The sequence below is a fragment of the Nesterenkonia muleiensis genome (assembly GCF_003600155.1).
GTDB classification, from domain to species: domain Bacteria; phylum Actinomycetota; class Actinomycetes; order Actinomycetales; family Micrococcaceae; genus Nesterenkonia; species Nesterenkonia muleiensis.
In genome coordinates this window covers 293,148-309,931 of sequence record NZ_QWLD01000003.1, presented here as the reverse complement: position 1 = coordinate 309,931, position 16,784 = coordinate 293,148, and the positions used below count along the sequence as shown (strand labels likewise).

14 protein-coding genes and 1 pseudogene are annotated in these 16,784 nt (G+C 63.6%); 8 read left to right on the top strand and 7 right to left on the bottom strand.

Annotated elements, in window-relative coordinates; translation table 11 throughout:
• The first annotated feature begins 56 nt into the window (after positions 1 to 56).
• The gene (gene glpX / locus DVO78_RS01695; RefSeq protein WP_120003059.1) at positions 57 to 1,097 is read left to right on the top strand and encodes a class II fructose-bisphosphatase; all 1,041 of its coding nucleotides are present in this window, start codon (positions 57 to 59) and stop codon (positions 1,095 to 1,097) included.
• Between the two features lie 16 nt (positions 1,098 to 1,113).
• Here the strand turns inward: glpX and DVO78_RS01690 are convergent.
• The 5 genes and pseudogenes from DVO78_RS01690 to DVO78_RS01675 form a co-directional block, all read right to left on the bottom strand.
• Positions 1,114 to 2,187: pseudogene (locus DVO78_RS01690) on the bottom strand (ISL3 family transposase); the annotation flags it as partial.
• A gap of 355 nt (positions 2,188 to 2,542) precedes the next feature.
• Positions 2,543 to 3,043 carry a hypothetical protein gene (locus DVO78_RS17400; RefSeq protein ID WP_157983802.1) on the bottom strand — a complete coding sequence of 167 codons (501 nt, stop codon included), beginning with the start codon at positions 3,041 to 3,043 and terminating at the stop codon, positions 2,543 to 2,545.
• A gap of 718 nt (positions 3,044 to 3,761) precedes the next feature.
• Complete coding sequence (locus DVO78_RS01685; RefSeq protein WP_120003058.1) at positions 3,762 to 4,538, bottom strand: ABC transporter permease; 777 nt, start codon at positions 4,536 to 4,538, stop codon at positions 3,762 to 3,764.
• Positions 4,525 to 5,286 carry an ABC transporter permease gene (locus DVO78_RS01680; RefSeq protein WP_120003057.1) on the bottom strand — a complete coding sequence of 254 codons (762 nt, stop codon included), beginning with the start codon at positions 5,284 to 5,286 and terminating at the stop codon, positions 4,525 to 4,527. The genes DVO78_RS01685 and DVO78_RS01680 overlap by 14 nt, the downstream gene beginning before the upstream one ends.
• The gene (locus tag DVO78_RS01675; RefSeq protein WP_120003056.1) at positions 5,283 to 6,233 is read right to left on the bottom strand and encodes an ABC transporter ATP-binding protein; all 951 of its coding nucleotides are present in this window, start codon (positions 6,231 to 6,233) and stop codon (positions 5,283 to 5,285) included. Before DVO78_RS01675 ends, DVO78_RS01680 begins: the two co-directional genes overlap by 4 nt.
• A 56-nt stretch (positions 6,234 to 6,289) precedes the next feature.
• Here DVO78_RS01675 and DVO78_RS01670 point away from each other — a divergent pair, with 56 nt between their 5' ends.
• On the top strand, positions 6,290 to 7,246 hold the full coding sequence (locus DVO78_RS01670; RefSeq protein ID WP_157983801.1) for a winged helix-turn-helix domain-containing protein: 957 nt from the start codon (positions 6,290 to 6,292) through the stop codon (positions 7,244 to 7,246).
• A gap of 144 nt (positions 7,247 to 7,390) precedes the next feature.
• On the opposite strand, the gene DVO78_RS01665 is transcribed toward DVO78_RS01670, so the two are convergent.
• Positions 7,391 to 8,260 (bottom strand): putative RNA methyltransferase, encoded by an 870-nt coding sequence (locus tag DVO78_RS01665; RefSeq protein WP_120003054.1) that lies wholly within the window; start codon positions 8,258 to 8,260, stop codon positions 7,391 to 7,393.
• Positions 8,261 to 8,605: 345 nt separating this feature from the next.
• Positions 8,606 to 9,949, bottom strand: a complete 1,344-nt coding sequence (locus tag DVO78_RS01660; protein ID WP_120003053.1) for an aspartate aminotransferase family protein — start codon at positions 9,947 to 9,949, stop codon at positions 8,606 to 8,608.
• A gap of 141 nt (positions 9,950 to 10,090) precedes the next feature.
• On the opposite strand from DVO78_RS01660, the gene DVO78_RS01655 reads away from it, so the two are divergent.
• The 6 genes from DVO78_RS01655 to DVO78_RS01630 all read left to right on the top strand — a co-directional run bounded on the left by DVO78_RS01655 (position 10,091) and on the right by DVO78_RS01630 (position 16,772).
• Positions 10,091 to 11,152 carry a phosphotransferase enzyme family protein gene (locus DVO78_RS01655; protein WP_120003052.1) on the top strand — a complete coding sequence of 354 codons (1,062 nt, stop codon included), beginning with the start codon at positions 10,091 to 10,093 and terminating at the stop codon, positions 11,150 to 11,152.
• Positions 11,153 to 11,167: 15 nt separating this feature from the next.
• Positions 11,168 to 13,177 carry a primary-amine oxidase gene (locus DVO78_RS01650; protein WP_120003051.1) on the top strand — a complete coding sequence of 670 codons (2,010 nt, stop codon included), beginning with the start codon at positions 11,168 to 11,170 and terminating at the stop codon, positions 13,175 to 13,177.
• Between the two features lie 13 nt (positions 13,178 to 13,190).
• Entirely contained in the window at positions 13,191 to 13,964 is a 774-nt protein-coding gene (gene fabG / locus DVO78_RS01645; RefSeq protein WP_120003050.1) for a 3-oxoacyl-ACP reductase FabG, read from the top strand.
• Positions 13,965 to 14,130: 166 nt separating this feature from the next.
• The gene (locus DVO78_RS01640) at positions 14,131 to 14,982 is read left to right on the top strand and encodes a hypothetical protein (RefSeq protein WP_120003049.1); all 852 of its coding nucleotides are present in this window, start codon (positions 14,131 to 14,133) and stop codon (positions 14,980 to 14,982) included.
• A gap of 44 nt (positions 14,983 to 15,026) precedes the next feature.
• The gene (locus DVO78_RS01635; RefSeq protein ID WP_120003048.1) at positions 15,027 to 15,407 is read left to right on the top strand and encodes a cupin domain-containing protein; all 381 of its coding nucleotides are present in this window, start codon (positions 15,027 to 15,029) and stop codon (positions 15,405 to 15,407) included.
• A gap of 6 nt (positions 15,408 to 15,413) precedes the next feature.
• The gene (locus DVO78_RS01630; RefSeq protein ID WP_120003047.1) at positions 15,414 to 16,772 is read left to right on the top strand and encodes an NAD(P)-binding domain-containing protein; all 1,359 of its coding nucleotides are present in this window, start codon (positions 15,414 to 15,416) and stop codon (positions 16,770 to 16,772) included.
• The last annotated feature ends 12 nt before the right edge of the window (positions 16,773 to 16,784 follow it).

Here is a 16,784-nt window from a genome sequence, read left to right as displayed (position 1 = left end):
GAGCTGAGGCCTGACGTGGAGGTCAGGCCCATCCCAACACGCGGAGGTAGACCACAGTGACCGCAAGGAAAGCAGGCCAGAAGGACGAGGACTTCTCGCACCTGAACCCAAAACTGGCCGTCGGCGATGACGCGCCTGACCGCAACTTGGCGCTGGAGTTGGTGCGGGTCACTGAGGCTGCGGCCATCTCCGGCGGAGCCTGGGTCGGCAAAGGGGATAAGAACGGTGCCGACGGCGCGGCAGTCGATGCCATGCGCTCGCTGCTGGACACCGTCAACCTCAATGGCGTGGTGGTGATCGGTGAGGGTGAGAAGGACGAGGCGCCCATGCTGTTCAACGGCGAGCACGTGGGCAACGGTTCAGGGCCGGAGGCCGATGTGGCTGTGGACCCCATCGACGGAACCCGGCTGACGGCTCTGGGCTATGACAATGCGCTCTCGGTGCTGGCCGTGGCAGAGCGCGGGTCGATGTTTGATCCTTCAGCGGTGTTCTACATGGATAAGCTGGTCACCGGCCCGGAGGCAGCCGATATGGTCGATCTGCGGCTGCCGGTGAAGCAGAATCTGCATCTGGTGGCCAAAGCCACCGGAAAAGGTGTGGATCAGCTCAATGTGTGCGTGCTGGACCGTCCACGGCATTCCAAGCTGGTCGAAGAGATCCGTGAGGCCGGCGCGCGCACCCGGTTCATCATGGACGGTGATGTGGCCGGCGGCATCGCTGCGGCCAGGCCGGGCACCGGCGTGGACGTGCTCATGGGCACTGGCGGTACACCGGAAGGCATCGTCACCGCCTGTGCGATCAAGGCGATCGGTGGTGTGATCCAGGGCCGGCTCGCGCCCAAGGACGATGAGGAGAAGCAGAAAGCCATCGACGCCGGGCACGACGTTGATACCATCCTCACCACCGAGGATCTGGTCGCCTCGGACAACTGCTACTTCGCCGCCACCGGCATCACCGACGGTGATCTGCTCCGCGGGGTGCGCTACAGCGGCAACTACGTGACCACCCAGTCGATCGTCATGCGCTCGAAGTCGGGGACCGTGCGGGTGGTCGAGGCTGAACATCCCCGCCGCAAGTGGGAGTCCTACACGCGGTAGAGCATATCGCCCCAGATCAGTGGGCTATCAGCTTTGTTTTCCGGCTCTCCTGACGTACCTGTGGGTCATGTTCGTCCGGGGAGGGCGGGTCGGTGGGGTCCGAGGGAGAGTATCGCCAGAGCGATCAGAGCCTCGGCTGACCGGAACCCGAATGCCATCCTTGTGATGAGTCTGATCTTAGTGTTGGTTGACTCGATCAGCCCGTTAGAGAGACCGTGCTCGATCGCGGCGAGGGTCCGGTCGCGGTGTTTCACGATCGAGCGTTGCAGCTTCACAAAAGCCGGGATGCGGGATCGGGGTGCCCACTGAACCCATCCCTCAAGCGCGGTCCTCGCGTCGTAGAGGGGGAGCTTGAACACCTGCCGGAGGCCCTCTTTGAGGAGGTAGGCGCGGTACAGTTTCGGGTCGGCTTTCACGATCTATGCGAGCTTCGTGGTTTGCTTCTCGGTGAGGTCCTCGGGATTTTTCAGCAACGCGAACCGGGCCCCTTTCAGCCTTTTAGCGCGGTCGGATTGTGGCCGCTCTGGCGCGTCGGCTGCGGGTCTGCCACGCGGCCTGGACGGTTCCTTCCGCGCGAGTTTTCGGGCCTCGTTCCACGACTCGCGCCGTAGGTCGTTGAGCGCCTCGGTCGCCCACTGCACGATGTGGAACGGATCGGCGCCACGAACCGCGGCCGGGCCCTTCTCCGCGACGACATCGGCGATGCAGTCCGCCCCGTCGGCGGAAACATGCGTGATCTGCTCGCACCTGTCGGGGCCGAGGAGGTCGAAGAACTACCGCAGCGTGTCCTTGCTGCGTCCCGGCGCTGCCCACACGAGCTGCTTGGTGTGTGGTTGACGACGACTATCAGGTACTTGTGGCCCTTCTTGTAACTGATCTCATCGATCCCGATCCGGCGCAGCCCGTTGAATCGGTCCTGGATCTTCTCGGCGTCGGCCCAGACGCGGTCGATGATCGATCCGACCGTGCGCCACGCCACACGCATCAGCTCCGTCACCGTGGACTTCGACGATTTCGTTGCCAGCCACGCAACTTGGTCGTCGAACGGCAGCGTGTGACCGGCATCGTGGCGCGCCCACGGCACCCACGCCTCGGGACACCGGGCCCGACCTCGGACGCTAACCAGCAGGAAACACCCAATACCCTATTCCCCCAGATGAGGGATATGAGCAGCGGTCCAAGACCGTCGCCGAACAGCTCAAAGAAGCAGGCATCGACCCCGGATACCAACCACCGGTACCGGGATGGTTATACCACTCTAGGGGGCATTACTTTGCGGCGTTGGATGATTAGCAGGATGAATATTGCACCTGATCCCAGCAGTAATGCCCAGACTGGCGAAATGCTGGTTTCGGACCACGCAGTAGCTACCCCTGCGATGCCGAGGATCATCCCGCTAAGGGCCAGTAAGATCCCGATGACAGTAAGTAGTTTTGTATTCATGATCACCATTCAGGTTGTGACCAGCAGACCGGGGTGGGGCCAGTACTCATAACGATGCCACGTCCCCATGAGTTACACAGGGCGCTAAGACCGCCTATTAGTCCTAGAGCTCCCGCCGTAGTTGCTGCGGCAACTGGGCCGATTCCAGTCTTCGCCGTGAGAAATCCAACAATTCCAGCCACCGTAACTCCTGTTGCCATCGAGGCAGACAGCGCACTCGCATTGCCACTGTCGAGATACATCGCTGAACCTATGACGGTATTGATGCCAACGCCGTTCGACGAAGTAGTTGCCTCGGACGGCTGTACTGTTTGTCCGCTGATCCCACTGCCATTACCCAAGCTTGCGTAGCCTTCAGCAAACTCTTCTAAGAATGCTTGATCGATCCTGGAATCGTCTTCGGCGGCCGTCAGACTAAGCTGTCCATCCGAATCGATGTGCTCTTCGATGGCGGATAAATTAGATAACTCGTCATCAGTCAACTCGATCTCTAGAGACTCCATCGGCTCCGCCTCGAGCGCTTCTGCAGAGGCATGAACACTTATAGTCTCTTCGGCAACTGGACCTGATGCTGGTGTCACATGGGTATTAGGTGCCTGTTCTGCAGCTTGTGCTGGTGCAAAACCCAGCCCTAACAGGCCCGCCACTATCAGAAGGACGATTGGAAAGCGGAAATGACGCGAGGGCGATGAAGTTGCAGAGTGAGTTTTTCTTCGCTAAGAAGTAAAGCGGGTCTCATGTTACGTATCCTTTATATATTTATTGCGTATGTTCCATGGCTAACGTATTTCTTGCTTCTACCCTTCTGTCGCAACCACCGAGTGTCAATGGTGAGCAGGGTTTGTTATCGAGATGTTGCTTGCGACAGCGGCAGATTGCGAAGCTTGAGAGCAGCTTGCTCGTGCCTCACGTTCCATCTGGAGCGACGCGATTCAGGTGAACCAGTGGACTAGGTCAGTGACCCAGTGTTAGACCTAGCCTGACCTGCCCACCAGATAGACATCCCCGGAGCCCGGGGTCAGAGGCACCAGGAGCCACATCCCCAGCAGCCAGTCACCAACCTAACCAGCCAGCACCAGGCCAGCCACTACCCATTAGAGAGGCACCCCGGATGGATGGACGGGTGGAATGGCACCAGTACCCGGACATAATCCGTACAGAGCCAGGGGCCGGCTGGTGAGCCTTCGGGGGCAGCCCGCCGGGGGCCGGTTGAGCGCGTGATCAGGCGGCGAAGGCCCCGCGGGCGGTGCGTTTGCCGCGCGCGCCCTGCCAGCGAAAGAGCACATAGGCGGCGAGCCCCCATACGAGGCCGGTCAGTACCTCGAGGACGAGGCGTTCCCCATAGGGCTGTCCTTCGAGGGCGAGCCGCAGCGCCTGGATTACGTGCGTGAGCGGCAGCGCTTGCCCGATCGCGGATGCCGCCGGGTTCGTCAGGGAGAAGACCGCGCCGGACATCACCACCAGTACACCGGTGGCGGTGTTGTAGGTGATGCCCTCCCAATTGCTCCCGATGGCCGGGGCAATGACCAACAGCCCTAGCATCGAGGTACTGAATGCGGCGGGCACGAGCATCCATGTGTGCGGCAGCAGCGACAGCAGCAGTGTGCCCTGGCCCGTGACAAGGGCGACGACGCTCGTCGCGATGACCGTGAGGACCAGCCCGTTGGCAGCGATGACGAGGGCACGGCCGAGGTACTGCGTGAACGGCGATAGGCTGCCCAGCAGCACCGTACGGTAGGTTCCCGCCTGCACATCGTCGACCGGGACGTCGGAGATGGCGGATACGGTCGAGGAAATCATCCCCAACGCGAAGCAGCCGACCAGGGCGAACTGCAGCCCGGCTGTGTCACCGACGATGTAGCCGATCAGGACGTAGACCAGCATGCGGAAGATCTCGGGCAGCAGTGCGCCCACTACCCAGACGCTGAGCGGCCAGCGTGCGCGGTGGAGCAGCCCGCCGAGGCGGATGTTCGCAAGGAGCAGTTCACGCCAGTTCAAGAGTCCCCTCCTTCCTGGCGCGGCGAAGCGTGAGGTGAAGGCACCATACTCCGACGGCGGCGTAGCAGGCGGAGATCGCGAGGGCGGCTCCCAGCGCTGCCCAGTCGGGCCGGTCGGCGGTGGAGGCGAGGAAACGCTGCAGCCAGGCGAGATTGATCACCTGACCGATCGCCGCCACCCAGGAGGGCAGTACCTCGTGCGGGATGATCGTGCCCCCGAGCAGGAGGATCGGGGTGCCGAAGGCGGTCGTGAGCTGGAAAGCATGCCGCGACAGGATGAGTACGGCACCGATTAAGAGGCTCGATGCGACCCCGCAGGCGATGACCGCAGCGATCCCGAGAGCGAAGGCACCGGGTGCGCCGATCTCCAGCCGGATACCGAAGACCAGGACGAAGACGGTATTGCTCAAGAAGATCAGTGCCACGTCGTAGACGACTCCGCCGAGCGTCTTGCCCGTCATGACGGCCACCGGTCCGGGGCGTCCGGTGAAGCTCGGTGCCAGGGTGCCGAACCACCTCTCCCGGCGGAGGATTCCGGCCCCGCTCCAGAGCGAGGCGCTCCAGAAGGCGGCGAGTAGCACGCCGGTGAAGACTCGGGTCGCCTCCGTCGGAGTCATATCATCGAGCCTGGGCAGCGTGAGCAGCGACATGAACATCAGCGGCGTGACAACGCCGGTGGCGATGTTCACCGGACGGGTGGCGACAATCAGAGCCTGGTTCCGGGTGAGTTCGTAAAGGGTCCGCATCATCGCCAGCGCCCTTCCGCCGCGTTGGCGAAGGCCTCGTCGAGGGTCGCGGGGCGCACGTCAAGATCAAGGATGTTCTGCCCACGCAGCGCGGCGGAGATCTCGCCCAGCACGGCGGGAGACCAGCGGCGGATCGACAGCGTGATGACAGTGCCGTCCCCGCCGGTCTGAATGTCCGCTCCTAGGGCTTCAAGTTCGGGCGTGAGCCGAGCACCAGCTGGCAGCCGCAGCTTGACCACTGCATCATGACCCGCCAGACGGCGGAATTCGTCGAGGGGCAAGTCGTGGCTGATGCGCCCGGAGCTGAGCATCACCACGCGCTCGGCGAGACGCTCGACGTCTAGGAGATTGTGGCTGGTCAGCAGTACGGTCGTGCCCTCGCTGGGAAACTCCGCGATCGTCTCGCGCAGACGGGCACTCTCCTTGGGGTCGAGACCGACCGTAGGCTCGTCTAACAGCAGTACGCGGGGGCGGGTGAGAAGGCCGATGCAGAGGTGCAGGCGCTGACGCATCCCCTTCGAGTACGTCTCCACGCGCCGGTTCGCCGCCTCGGTGAGACCGGCCTCCTCCAGGAGCCGTGGCATCTGACGACGCAGTTCGCGGGAGGCAACGCCGTGGACCACACCGAAGTAGCGGAGGTTCTCCCGTCCGCTGAGCATCGGGTAGAGGCCGCGATCTCCGCCGAACACCGCGGTGGTGAGGGCGCGTGCGCGTCGTGCATCCGTGACGACGTCGTGCCCGAAGACACGCGCCGCCCCGGCGGAGGGATGTAGCAGGGTCGAGAGGATCTTCGCGAGGGTGGTCTTGCCCGCGCCGTTCTCGCCGAGTACTGCGACGATCTGACCGGGGGTGACCGTGAGCGAGACGTCATCGAGAGCGACGACCTCGCCGCGCGGAGTGTGGTAGCGCCGGGTTAGCGAATCCAGTTCGATCGCGGCGGGATGGTTCATGTCGCGAACCTAGGGGAGGATGACTCGCGCCCGCAATGGATATAGCGTATTGCTTCATGGACCAGGTGATCGTGCGGAATGCTGTGGGGAGACTGAGGTTTGCCCCGAGCCCGCTGTGCGAACTGGCGTTGAGCACGATGATCGTGCGTTATCCGGAGCGCCACCCCTTCCATGAGAAGTGGTTCGAAGAGACTGCTGCCGCACGCGAGAAGGTCGGGAAGGAGCGGGTCCTCAGCCTGATCAATCCAGACAAGTGGATCCTCGACACACTCATGCAGCATCCGGTTCGGCGTGGATCCTCCTTCGCGCAGGAACTTGCGGCGTTGGCGGAGGTCCCAGCGACGATCTTCCGCAGGGATGCGGAGCGCGTGTGGGGTTCTCCGCCTGAGATCATGGGGCGTACTGACAGTGCGCTCAAGGAGTTCGTGCTCGAGACCGTTGAGGACTATTGGCACGCCTGCTTCGCGGCGCATTGGCCAGCGTTCAAGCGGGTTCTCGAAGCGGACGTGACTTACCGTGGTGCGGAGCTGGCAGCTAACGGGGTCGCCGCGGCGATCGGCAGCGCAATACCAGCCTTCATGGTGCGGGGAAACGATCTCGTGCTCCCCCTTCGCGCCCGCTCTGGCAACGGCTTCGACGTGTCGACGGACCACCGAGGGGTGACGTTCCTGCCGACGCTCGTGAAGTGGGGGACGAATCTCCCCAATCTTTCGCACAGCGACCTTATCTTCACCTACCGCGCGCGCGGACGGGGTCGTCTCGCGGCATCGGAGGTCGATTCGCGCCTCGGGCTGGTGGGGATCCTCGGGCGCACGCGCACCGAATTGCTCGTCTCTCTCGACGAGCCCGCGTCGTCTACTGCGATCGCCCTCTTCATGGGCGTCACGACTGCTGCAGTGAATCAGCACCTGCGGGCTCTGGCCCGTGCGGGGCTTCTTCAGACGAACCGATTCGGAAGGTACGTCCTCTACGAGCGCACGGAACTAGCTGATCAGCTCATCGCGGCTGGCTGAGCGCTGCAGGGGTCCTGCAGGTTCGCCCCTCACAGTGCCAGAGTGCCCAACGCAGGTATCCGAAGGACTTGACGTGGCCGGAAAAGAAGCGCTGATCCGGGACGCCTTACTGTGAATAGTGGCTCCGGAGAATTTTGGTTGGGCTTATCTCATGGTGTAGAGGCCCAGGTTCACCGATACCGTGATGGTCAGGTCATCTGGTAGGTGGCGAAGGCGGGCGTCGAGGTCGTCCGCGGTGATGTGATGAGCGCTCGGCCCCATCCTGACAAGCGCCCCGGCCTGCTCAGAGCTCACCGGAACACGGTAGGTGAGGTGCTCGGCTGCGATCTGTGTGAACGCGGTGAGGCTGGCCGCGAGGCGTTCATCCTTGCGCTGATCGACCTGCAGCATCCCCAGTGGCTCCACCAGCTCCGCCAAGTGCTCCTTGGTGGGGGTGGCCACCACCAGTAGGCCACCGGTGCCGAGGACTCGTTGAATCTCGGGCACATTGCGCGGGCCGAAGATGCTCGTGGCTACTGCTACCGACCCCGTCGCCAGCGGGAGAGGATCGGCCAGAAGGTTGCTCCCGATGGCCGCAGCGCGCAGATGGCACCGTGCGGCGCGCTTCAACGCGGCTGCTGAGAGGTCGATGCACACGCCGTGGGCATTGGGCAACCGGTCCAGGACCCCGGCAAGGTAGTAGCCGGTGCCGCCGCCGAGGTCGGCCACCAACGGCGCGCGGACGGCGTCGAGCTGTGCGGCAACCGCCGCACTGAGCTGATCTTTGATCGGCTCATACAGGCTGGTGTCCAGCAAGGCCTCGCGAGCGGCGACCATCGCTGGTGTGTCGGCGTTCTTCGGCGTGGGACCGCCGCGCCGCAGCGTGATGTGCCCCTGTTTGGCGCGGTCGAAGCTGTGCCCGCTCGGGCAGTGGAGCCGGGCGGCATCTTGCTCGAGCTGCTGACCGCAGAGCGGACACCGCAGCGCATGCAGTATTGGGCCAGGGATGTCCGCCGGCGGTGATTTCTCGCTCATACCGTCTCTTCTGTCGTTCGCATCATTGACAATACGCTCCAGGGCATCTGCGTAGCCTATGTGATGGACCGCGACGCCGTCGCGAGCTCTGAACGACGTGCCGGGCTGGGACGGCGACGAGATCACAGATGCCCGTGTAGTCGAGGTCGGAGAGGATGCTGCTGCTCTGGTGTACCCAGTCTCAGTATCACGTGCGGATCTCGCAGAACCATTTGATGTCCTGATGACCAGCGCAGCGTCTACCGCCGTGTCGGCGGCCAGCTTCGGCTGACGCTCGACCAGCAGACCACCATCACTCATTGATCTTCAGTGCAGCCTGTGAGGCTCAGGTCCTCCGCCTCACACCTATTCCAGTGCGCTCAGCGAATCGTCCAGGGCGTCGGCGGCCCAGGGGATGTCTTGCTCGCTGAACGGCAGCGGCGGACGCAGCTTCAGCACATTGCCGTGCGGCCCTGCCACAGAGGTCAGCACACCACGGCCGCGGAGTTCCTCCAGCATCTCCAGGGCCAGTTCGCGGTGCGGCTCACGGGTCGCCCTGTCCTTGACCAGCTCGAAGCCGATGAACAGGCCCGCGCCGCGCACATCGCCGACGCTCTCATGGTTCGCGCCGACCTGCCGGAAGGCCTCCAGCGTCTTGGCGCCGACGGTTCTGGCATGTTCCTGCAGGCCCTCACTGCGGATCACGTCGAGCACCGCCTGGGCGGCAGCCATCGACACCGGGTTACCGCCGAAAGTGTTGAAATAGGGGATGCTGTCGCTGAAGCTGGCCAGCACCTCGGCACGGGCGAACAGCCCGGAGACTGGAATCCCGTTGCCCATCGGTTTGCCGGTGGTGATGATGTCTGGGGCCACCCCGTGGGCGGCGAAGCCCCAGAAGTTCTCCCCGGTCCGGGCGAAGCCGGGCTGGACCTCATCGGCGATGAACACACCACCGGCCTGGTGCACCACCTCGACGGCCTCGCTCAGATAGCTGCCGGGAAGTACGCCGTCGGAGGAGAAGATCGAGTCGGCGATGAACCCGGCCAGCTTCACGCCCTGTGACTCCATATCGGCAATCGCCTCGCGCAGCTGCTGAGCGAACCAGGGGCCGATGTCCGCCACACCGGTGCGGTAACTGTCCGGAGCCGGCAGCAGCCAGACGTTCTCCCCGATCGGCTGTCCGGAGCCCAGGGCCGGGGAGACCGAGGAACTCAGCTCGGAGTTGCCGTGGTAGGCCTCTGTGGTCGCAATCAGCCCAGTGCCCCCGGAAGAGGTCTTGGCAATGCGCAGAGCCAGGTCGTTGGCCTCCGAGCCGGTGCACATGTACATCGCCTTGTAGTCTCCGGGGTCAAGGTAGCCGGGCAGTGTGGTGCCGAAGGCATCGGTGTAGTCGAGGATGCGCTCGTGCAGGTAGCGGGTATGGGTGTTCAGCGCCTGCATCTGTTCGAGCACGGCCGCCACCACTGCTGGATGCGCATGCCCGATGCTGGCCACATTGTTATACATGTCCAGGTACTTCTTCCCCGCGGCGTCCCAGAGGTACTGTCCCTCGCCGCGCACCAGATGCACCGGTTTCCGGTAGAACAGACGGTAAGAGCCCCCGAGCAGTTCCTCGCGGCGTTGGGTGAGCTTACGCGTCTCCTGATCCAGACCTTTGGCATGTTCGGCACGGAAGCTGTTGCTGTCCATGATCGTGGAACGGGTGGCCATAGTGATCCTCCTGATGAATCTGCACTGCTCCCATCCTGACAGGCGAGGACCCCTAGCCGCTTCCCCCAGTGTTTCATGTGTGTAAACGATTGGGTGTATTAGGAAACATTTGATGTGACATGGACGACGCACTATGGAACTGTGACTGATTCCACCGTTGCCGCCGCTGACCCGTTCGCCGTCTTCGCCGCCCTGCAGAAGAACGACGACGCCCCCGCCTGGCTCGCTGAGGCCGTGACCGCCGGCTGGGGCCTGGACTCGATGAGCACAACGATCAAGCTCATCGCGGTATCCGAGAACGCCACGTTCCGCCTTGAGGTGGACGGCCGCCCCCGCGCAGTACTGCGGGTACACCGACCCGCCTATGTGGATCCCCAGCAGATCGCCTCGGAGCTGACCTGGGTGCAGGCGCTGGCGGCCGAGACAGATGTGCCGGTCCCGGAGGTGCTGCCGCTGCCCGACGGCTCGCTGATGCTCGCGGTCGATCAGCCGGCTGAACCGCCTAAGACCGCAGACGGGCCCTGGTATGTGGTGGCTTTCGCCTTCATCGAGGGCGAGGTGCTCGAGGACATGACAGACCCGCGCCCGTACTACCGACGGATCGGTGAGATCACCGCTCAGTTCCACGATCAGTCCCAGCGGTGGAGCCGGCCGGAGGACTTCGACCGGTTCACCTGGAACATCGAGGACATGCTGGGAGAAGGCTCGCGCTGGGGCGACTGGCGCAATGCCGAACTGACGCCTGAGCAGCAGAGCCTCATGGCGGCCGCTGAGGCCAAAGCACTGCAGGAGGTCGCGCCACTGACGCAGTCGGGGCAGGGCCTCGGGCTGATCCATGCCGATCTGCGGCCCTCCAACATCATGAGCGCAGGCGGGGAACTCACCGTCATCGACTTCGACGACTGCGGCTTCAGCTGGTTCCTCTACGACTTCGCCTCGGCCTTCACTTTCATCGAACATGAGACCTACACTCCGGCGATCGCCAAGGACTGGATCGCCGGCTACACCTCGGTGCGGCCGCTGAACCAGGACCAGATCAGCTATGCCTGCGCGCTGAGTATGATCCGCCGCCTGCAGATGGTCGGCTGGACCACCACCCACCGTGAGGACGCCCTGCCGCCGGCGATTTGGGCTCAGCAAGTCCCTGGCACTGCTCGGATAGCCCAGAATTATCTGACCTCCGCCACCTGGCTCCTCGACTGAAAGGACAACCCTGTCATGACAACTGAATCGACCACCGCCGAAGTCGGAGCAGGTGCCGCAGCCGAGCCAGCGGCTCCGGTGCATCCGCTGGAGCCGCTGGCTGCAGAGGAGATCGGGACCGCGTCGTCGCTCCTGAAACAGCATCCCGAGGTGCACGATGAGTGCCGGTTCGTGTTCATCGAGCTCAAAGAACCCACCAAGAGCGCGGTGCAAGCTTTCGACGCCGAGGGCACACCGGTCAGCAGAGAAGCATTCCTGCTGCTCAGAGACCGCCGGCAGCAGCGGACTCTGGAGGCCGTCGTCGACCTTACTCAGAGCTCCGTGGTCAGTCTGAGCGAGGTGCCTGATGTGCAGCCGCCCATGGCTGAGGAGGAGTTCCTCTTCTGCGAGGAGCTGATCCGCGCCGATCCCAGAGTTCAGGAGGCATTGGTCAAGCGCGGAGTCACTGACCCTTCGCACGCCATCGTGGACAAATGGGCTGCCGGCTACACGATGCTTGAGGATGATCCCTCCGCCCGCCGAATCTCACGTCCCCTTCTGTTCATCTGCGCAGATCAGGACGATCCCAATGGATACGCCAAGCCGGTGGAGAATCTGATCATCACCGTGGATCTGGACAAGCGGGAGATCCTCGCGGTCGACGACTACGGCGTCGTCGAGCTGCCGCCGAAGAAGGGCAACTACTCCGTGGAGACCATCATCGACCCGGAGAACTCGCCGCATTTCGACCAAGTTCGCGAGCCGATGAAGCCCATCGAGATCAGCCAGTCCCAAGGGCCCTCGTTCATCATGGATGACCACGGAATCGCCTGGGCCAACTGGAAGCTCCGCATCGGTTTCACCCCTCGTGAGGGCCTGGTGCTGCACAACATCACCTACACCGACCGCGGCACCGAACGCCCGGTGCTCTACCGCGCCTCGCTGTCTGAGATGTACGTGCCCTACGGAGACCCCGGGCACACCCACTGGAACAAGAACGTCTTCGATGAGGGCGAGTACGGACTCGGCGGTATGGCCAATTCCCTGGTCCTGGGCTGCGACTGCCTCGGTGAGATCACCTACCTGGACGCCCACGTCTGCAATCAGGATGGCGAACCGGTGACCATCGACAATGCCATCTGCATCCATGAGGAGGACGCCGGGATCGGCTGGAAGCACACTGACTACCGCACCGGTGAGGCCGAGGTGCGGCGCAATCGGCGCCTGGTGATCAGCATATTCACTACGGTGGGCAACTACGACTACGGCTTCTACTGGTACCTCTATCTGGACGGTTCGATCGAGTTCGAGGCCAAACTCACAGGCATTCTGTCCACCGGCGCCTTCGACGGCGAGCGGCCCCAATATGGCACGGTGCTGGCCCCCGGTCTCTACGGCCCCAATCATCAGCACTTCTTCGGCATGCGGCTGGATATGAACGTCGACGGGCCGAACAACAGCGTCTACGAGGTCCAGGCGGAGGTCGCACCGTCGGCGGAGAACGTCTGGGGAAATGCCTGGTACGAGTCCAAGACCCTGCTCAGAACAGAGGCCGAGGGTCAACGGGTGGCGGATCCGCTGCGCGGACGCAGCTGGATCATCGCCAATGCGGAGAAGGTGAACCCGGCTACCGGCAACAACGTCGGATACAAGCTGGAGCTCGGCGGGTCCATGGCGCTGCCGCTGGCCCAACCCGGCTCCCAGCAGTACAACCGCGGCGGATTCACCCGGAAGCACCTTTGGGTGACCGCTTTCAAGGAGCGGGAGCGTTACGCCGCAGGGGAGTACGTTCCACAGAACCCCGGCGGTGACGGACTGCCGAGATACGCCGCCGCCGACCGCCCGCTGGAGGGCGCTGACCTGGTGGTCTGGCCGATCCTCTGCGCCCACCACGCCCCACGCCCCGAGGACTGGCCGGTCATGCCCGTGGCAAGAGTTGGATTCCACCTAAAACCCGCTGGCTTCTTTGACGGCAACCCCATGCTCGACTACCCGGCAGAGACGCCTGCCGCCGGCTGCTGCGGCGGCGTCTGCCACTGCCACTGAGGAGGAATGAGCTGTGTTTAGCACTTTTGAGGGTCGCACGGTGGTCATCACCGGCGGCAGCAAGGGGATCGGCTTAGGGATCGCACGGGTCTTCACCTCCGCCGGGGCGAACGTGATGATCGCCGGGCGCAGCCAGGTGTCGCTGGACGCGGCGGCACAGAGCCTGGGCAATGCGCCGGTGGCCACCCAGGTCACCGATGTGACCAGCGAGGAGTCCTGCCGTGAGCTGGCCGCTGCGACCGTGGAGGCCTTCGGCGGCATCGATGCGCTGTGCACCAATGCGGGGATTTTCCCCTCCGCCCGGCTGGAGAATCTGGACCGGGCGGCCCTGGATGAGGTGATCGGCACCAACTTCTACGGCACGGCTTTCTGCGTGGCGGCCTGCCTGGATCATCTGGCGGCTTCGGCACTCGGACGGGTGGTGGTGACCTCGTCGATCACCGGCCCGATCACCGGCTACCCCGGGTGGGCGCACTACGGGGCGAGCAAGGCCGCCCAGCTCGGCTATGTGCGCACCGCCGCGATGGAGCTGGCCCCGCGCGGGGTGACCATCAACGCCGTGCTGCCGGGCAACATCATGACCGAGGGGCTGGCTGATCTCGGTCAGGAGTATCTGGACGGTATGGCCGCGGCGATCCCGCAGAAGCGGCTCGGCGCGGTGGAGGACATCGGCTACGCCGCGCTCTACTTCGCCTCGCCGCAGGCCGGCTATGTCACCGGCCAGACGCTGGTGGTCGACGGTGGCCAGGTTCTGCCGGAGGACCCCGGAGCTCTTGAGGAGATGTGATAGGCGATGAGAGGGAATGGCTATCGTATTGTCACCGGGCTGATACATCGATGAAATAATCCTATGTGTACTGTGGTGATACAACGTTTCCTGAAGTGACACATATTGTCCTCTGTTTCACTCTGGAGACTCTCCATCCTCATCGCCTGAAGGAGGGGTCACCTGTATGCATGTCTCCGTGCAGTGCTGGCCAGAGCTGTTCACCGCACAGCGGTCCGGACATCCTTGCACACTGCAGGAGGTGCTTCCCCGGTGGGCACTGTGGGACCGCATTGGCGTCGTCGTCGACGAACCGATGGGTGCGGTCGGCGCCAGTGCGATGATTCAGTCCGCTGTGGCCCTCTTCTACGCTGCCCTGCCCAGTCGCCGCCGGGATCAGTACCCTCCACTGTTCCTCTTCCACGTTGGTGGCCACCACGGTGATTTCTCACCGATGGATGTCTGGCCGCCGCGGCGTGAGGTCTTTCTCCCCGCCGACGCCTACGAGGTCCTTGGGGCTGTCCGGGACCGCGCTATCACCCGCCTGCTGGTGCCCGACCGCCCTGCCGTCAGTGCCGATGATCAGGACTGGGTGCGCGAAGCGCCCAGCGGCTGGACCGATGCCGCCAGCTTCCGCGAGCAGCTCGCCTCGGCCTACGCCTACTCGCCGGGTGGGAGCGCCGAGGGCGCCGACACCTGGGTCCGCACCGACGACGCCGACTGCGAATCCATGGTCGAGGACGTCCTGGATCCGCAACGGCTTCACAAGCAGTTCAACGACGCCGACGATGAGACGCTGCTGGCCATGGGTGCAGGACCCAGCAGCGTCAGGGACCTGCGCCTCTGGCTGGAGATTTTCGGGCAGAGGCTCGACGAGGTCGACGCAAGCACTCGCGCAGCCCTGCTGGAGCGGCGTCACTCCCAGCGTGACGGCACCCGCATCACCCAGGGCTACCGCACCCTGACCGTAGATCAGACTCTGACCGCCATCGGAGCCGTGGCTGAAAACTGCGATACCCGCATGAAGCACGCGGCCTGAGCCTGCCAATGTCCTGAACAATCCAGAAAGGAATAAGAGGAACTATGGAACAGCAACTGCTCGGCACGATGACCAAAGGTGGTGCCATCCACAAGGTGGAGGGCGCCAAGAGCGGCATCCCCTCAATGAACGAGCCCGGTGTGGAGGCATTCATCGGCGATGCCTACATGAACCCCGAAGGTGCCCGCATGTGCAGCGGCTTCTTCGAGCTCAAAGCCGGAAGCCCCCTGGACTACACCTACACATACGACGAGATGAAGCTCGTCGTCGAGGGTCAGTTCAAGCTCACCGAGCTCAACACCGGCGAGCAGGTGATCGCCAACAAAGGAGACATCCTCTTCTTCCCGAAAGGCACCCCGGTTCGGTTCGAGACCGACGACTACGCCCTGGGCTTCTTCGCCGGCGACCGCGACTTCGCTGCCTGATCAGCCATGACGCGCGTTGCCATCATCGGAGCCGGCCCGTCCGGCATGGCCCAGCTGCGAGCCTTTGCCTCCGCGGCCGCCCAGGGAGCGGAAATCCCTGAGATCGTCTGCTACGAGAAGCAGTCCGACTGGGGCGGGCAGTGGAACTATACCTGGCGCACTGGTGTGGATGAGTACAGCGAGCCTGTCCACTCCAGCATGTACCGTCACCTGTGGTCCAACGGGCCCAAGGAGTGCTTGGAGTTCGCTGACTACACCTTTGACGACCACTTCGGCCGCCCCATCTCCTCCTATCCGCCCCGGGCGGTGCTGTGGGACTACATCAACGGCCGTGTGGCCGGCGCCGGGCTGAAGAATTGGGTGAGGCTCTCCACCTCGGTGCGTCGTGTGGAGGCCCACCGGAGCGGCGGCTATCTGGTCACAGCGGAGCACCTGCCCAGCCAGACCGAGACCACCGAGCAGTTCGACGAGGTCATCGTCGCCTCCGGGCACTTCTCCTACCCGAATGTGCCGTCCTTCTCCGGCATCGAAACCTTCCCGGGTCCAGTCGTCCACGCCCACGACTTCCGTGGCGCGGAGCATCTGGCGGGCAAGCACCTGCTGGTCATTGGGGGAAGCTACTCGGCGGAGGATATCGGCATCCAGTCCCATAAGCTGGGGGCGGCCTCTGTGACCTTCAGCTATCGCAGCGCTCCCATGGGCTTCGGCTGGCCGCAGAGCCTTCAGGAATGGCCCCTGGTGGAACGTTTCGAAGGGACAGCGGTGCACTTCGCCGACGGACGCTCCCGCGATTTCGACGCGGTGGTCCTGGCCACCGGGTACCGTCACCACTTCCCATTCCTATCCGAGGAGCTGAAGCTTCGCACCGCGAACACCTTGTACCCGGACAACCTCTACAAAGGGGTCGTCTATGAAGGTGCTCCGGGCTTCTACTACCTGGGCATGCAGGATCAGTGGTTCACTTTCAACATGTTCGACGCACAGGCCTGGTTCGTTCGAGATGTGATTCTGGGCCGGATAGGGTTGCCGCAGGCTGAGCAGCGGCGGAATGATGTCAACAGGTGGCTCTCCCGCATGGAGGCGGCCGCCACAGTGCGTGATGATGTGCAGTTCCAGGCCGACTACATCAAGGACCTCATCGAGGCTACTGACTATCCTGCCTTCGACCTGGACACTGTGGTTGAGACCTTCCTGGAGTGGAAGCACGATAAGAAGGAGGACATCCTCACTTACCGTGACCGGTGCTACCGCTCAGTGATGACTGGAACCGTGGCGGTGCCGCACCATACGTCCTGGATGCAGGCTCTGGACGACAGCCTGGAGGCGTATCTGACCTCAGCCGCTGCCAAGGCCGCGGCTCCCTGACTGCACGGCGCG

What these genes read in the sequence shown, in the direction of transcription:
- DVO78_RS17400 (WP_157983802.1), bottom strand. Translation starts at nt 3,043, where the DNA reads ATGGAGTCTCTAGAGATCGAGTTGACTGATGACGAGTTATCTAATTTA.
- DVO78_RS01680 (WP_120003057.1), bottom strand. Translation starts at nt 5,286, where the DNA reads ATGATGCGGACCCTTTACGAACTCACCCGGAACCAGGCTCTGATTGTC.
- DVO78_RS01675 (WP_120003056.1), bottom strand. Translation starts at nt 6,233, where the DNA reads ATGAACCATCCCGCCGCGATCGAACTGGATTCGCTAACCCGGCGCTAC.
- DVO78_RS01670 (WP_157983801.1), top strand. Translation starts at nt 6,290, where the DNA reads ATGGACCAGGTGATCGTGCGGAATGCTGTGGGGAGACTGAGGTTTGCC.
- DVO78_RS01665 (WP_120003054.1), bottom strand. Translation starts at nt 8,260, where the DNA reads ATGAGCGAGAAATCACCGCCGGCGGACATCCCTGGCCCAATACTGCAT.
- DVO78_RS01660 (WP_120003053.1), bottom strand. Translation starts at nt 9,949, where the DNA reads ATGGCCACCCGTTCCACGATCATGGACAGCAACAGCTTCCGTGCCGAA.
- DVO78_RS01650 (WP_120003051.1), top strand. Translation starts at nt 11,168, where the DNA reads ATGACAACTGAATCGACCACCGCCGAAGTCGGAGCAGGTGCCGCAGCC.
- DVO78_RS01640 (WP_120003049.1), top strand. Translation starts at nt 14,131, where the DNA reads ATGCATGTCTCCGTGCAGTGCTGGCCAGAGCTGTTCACCGCACAGCGG.
- DVO78_RS01635 (WP_120003048.1), top strand. Translation starts at nt 15,027, where the DNA reads ATGGAACAGCAACTGCTCGGCACGATGACCAAAGGTGGTGCCATCCAC.
- DVO78_RS01630 (WP_120003047.1), top strand. Translation starts at nt 15,414, where the DNA reads ATGACGCGCGTTGCCATCATCGGAGCCGGCCCGTCCGGCATGGCCCAG.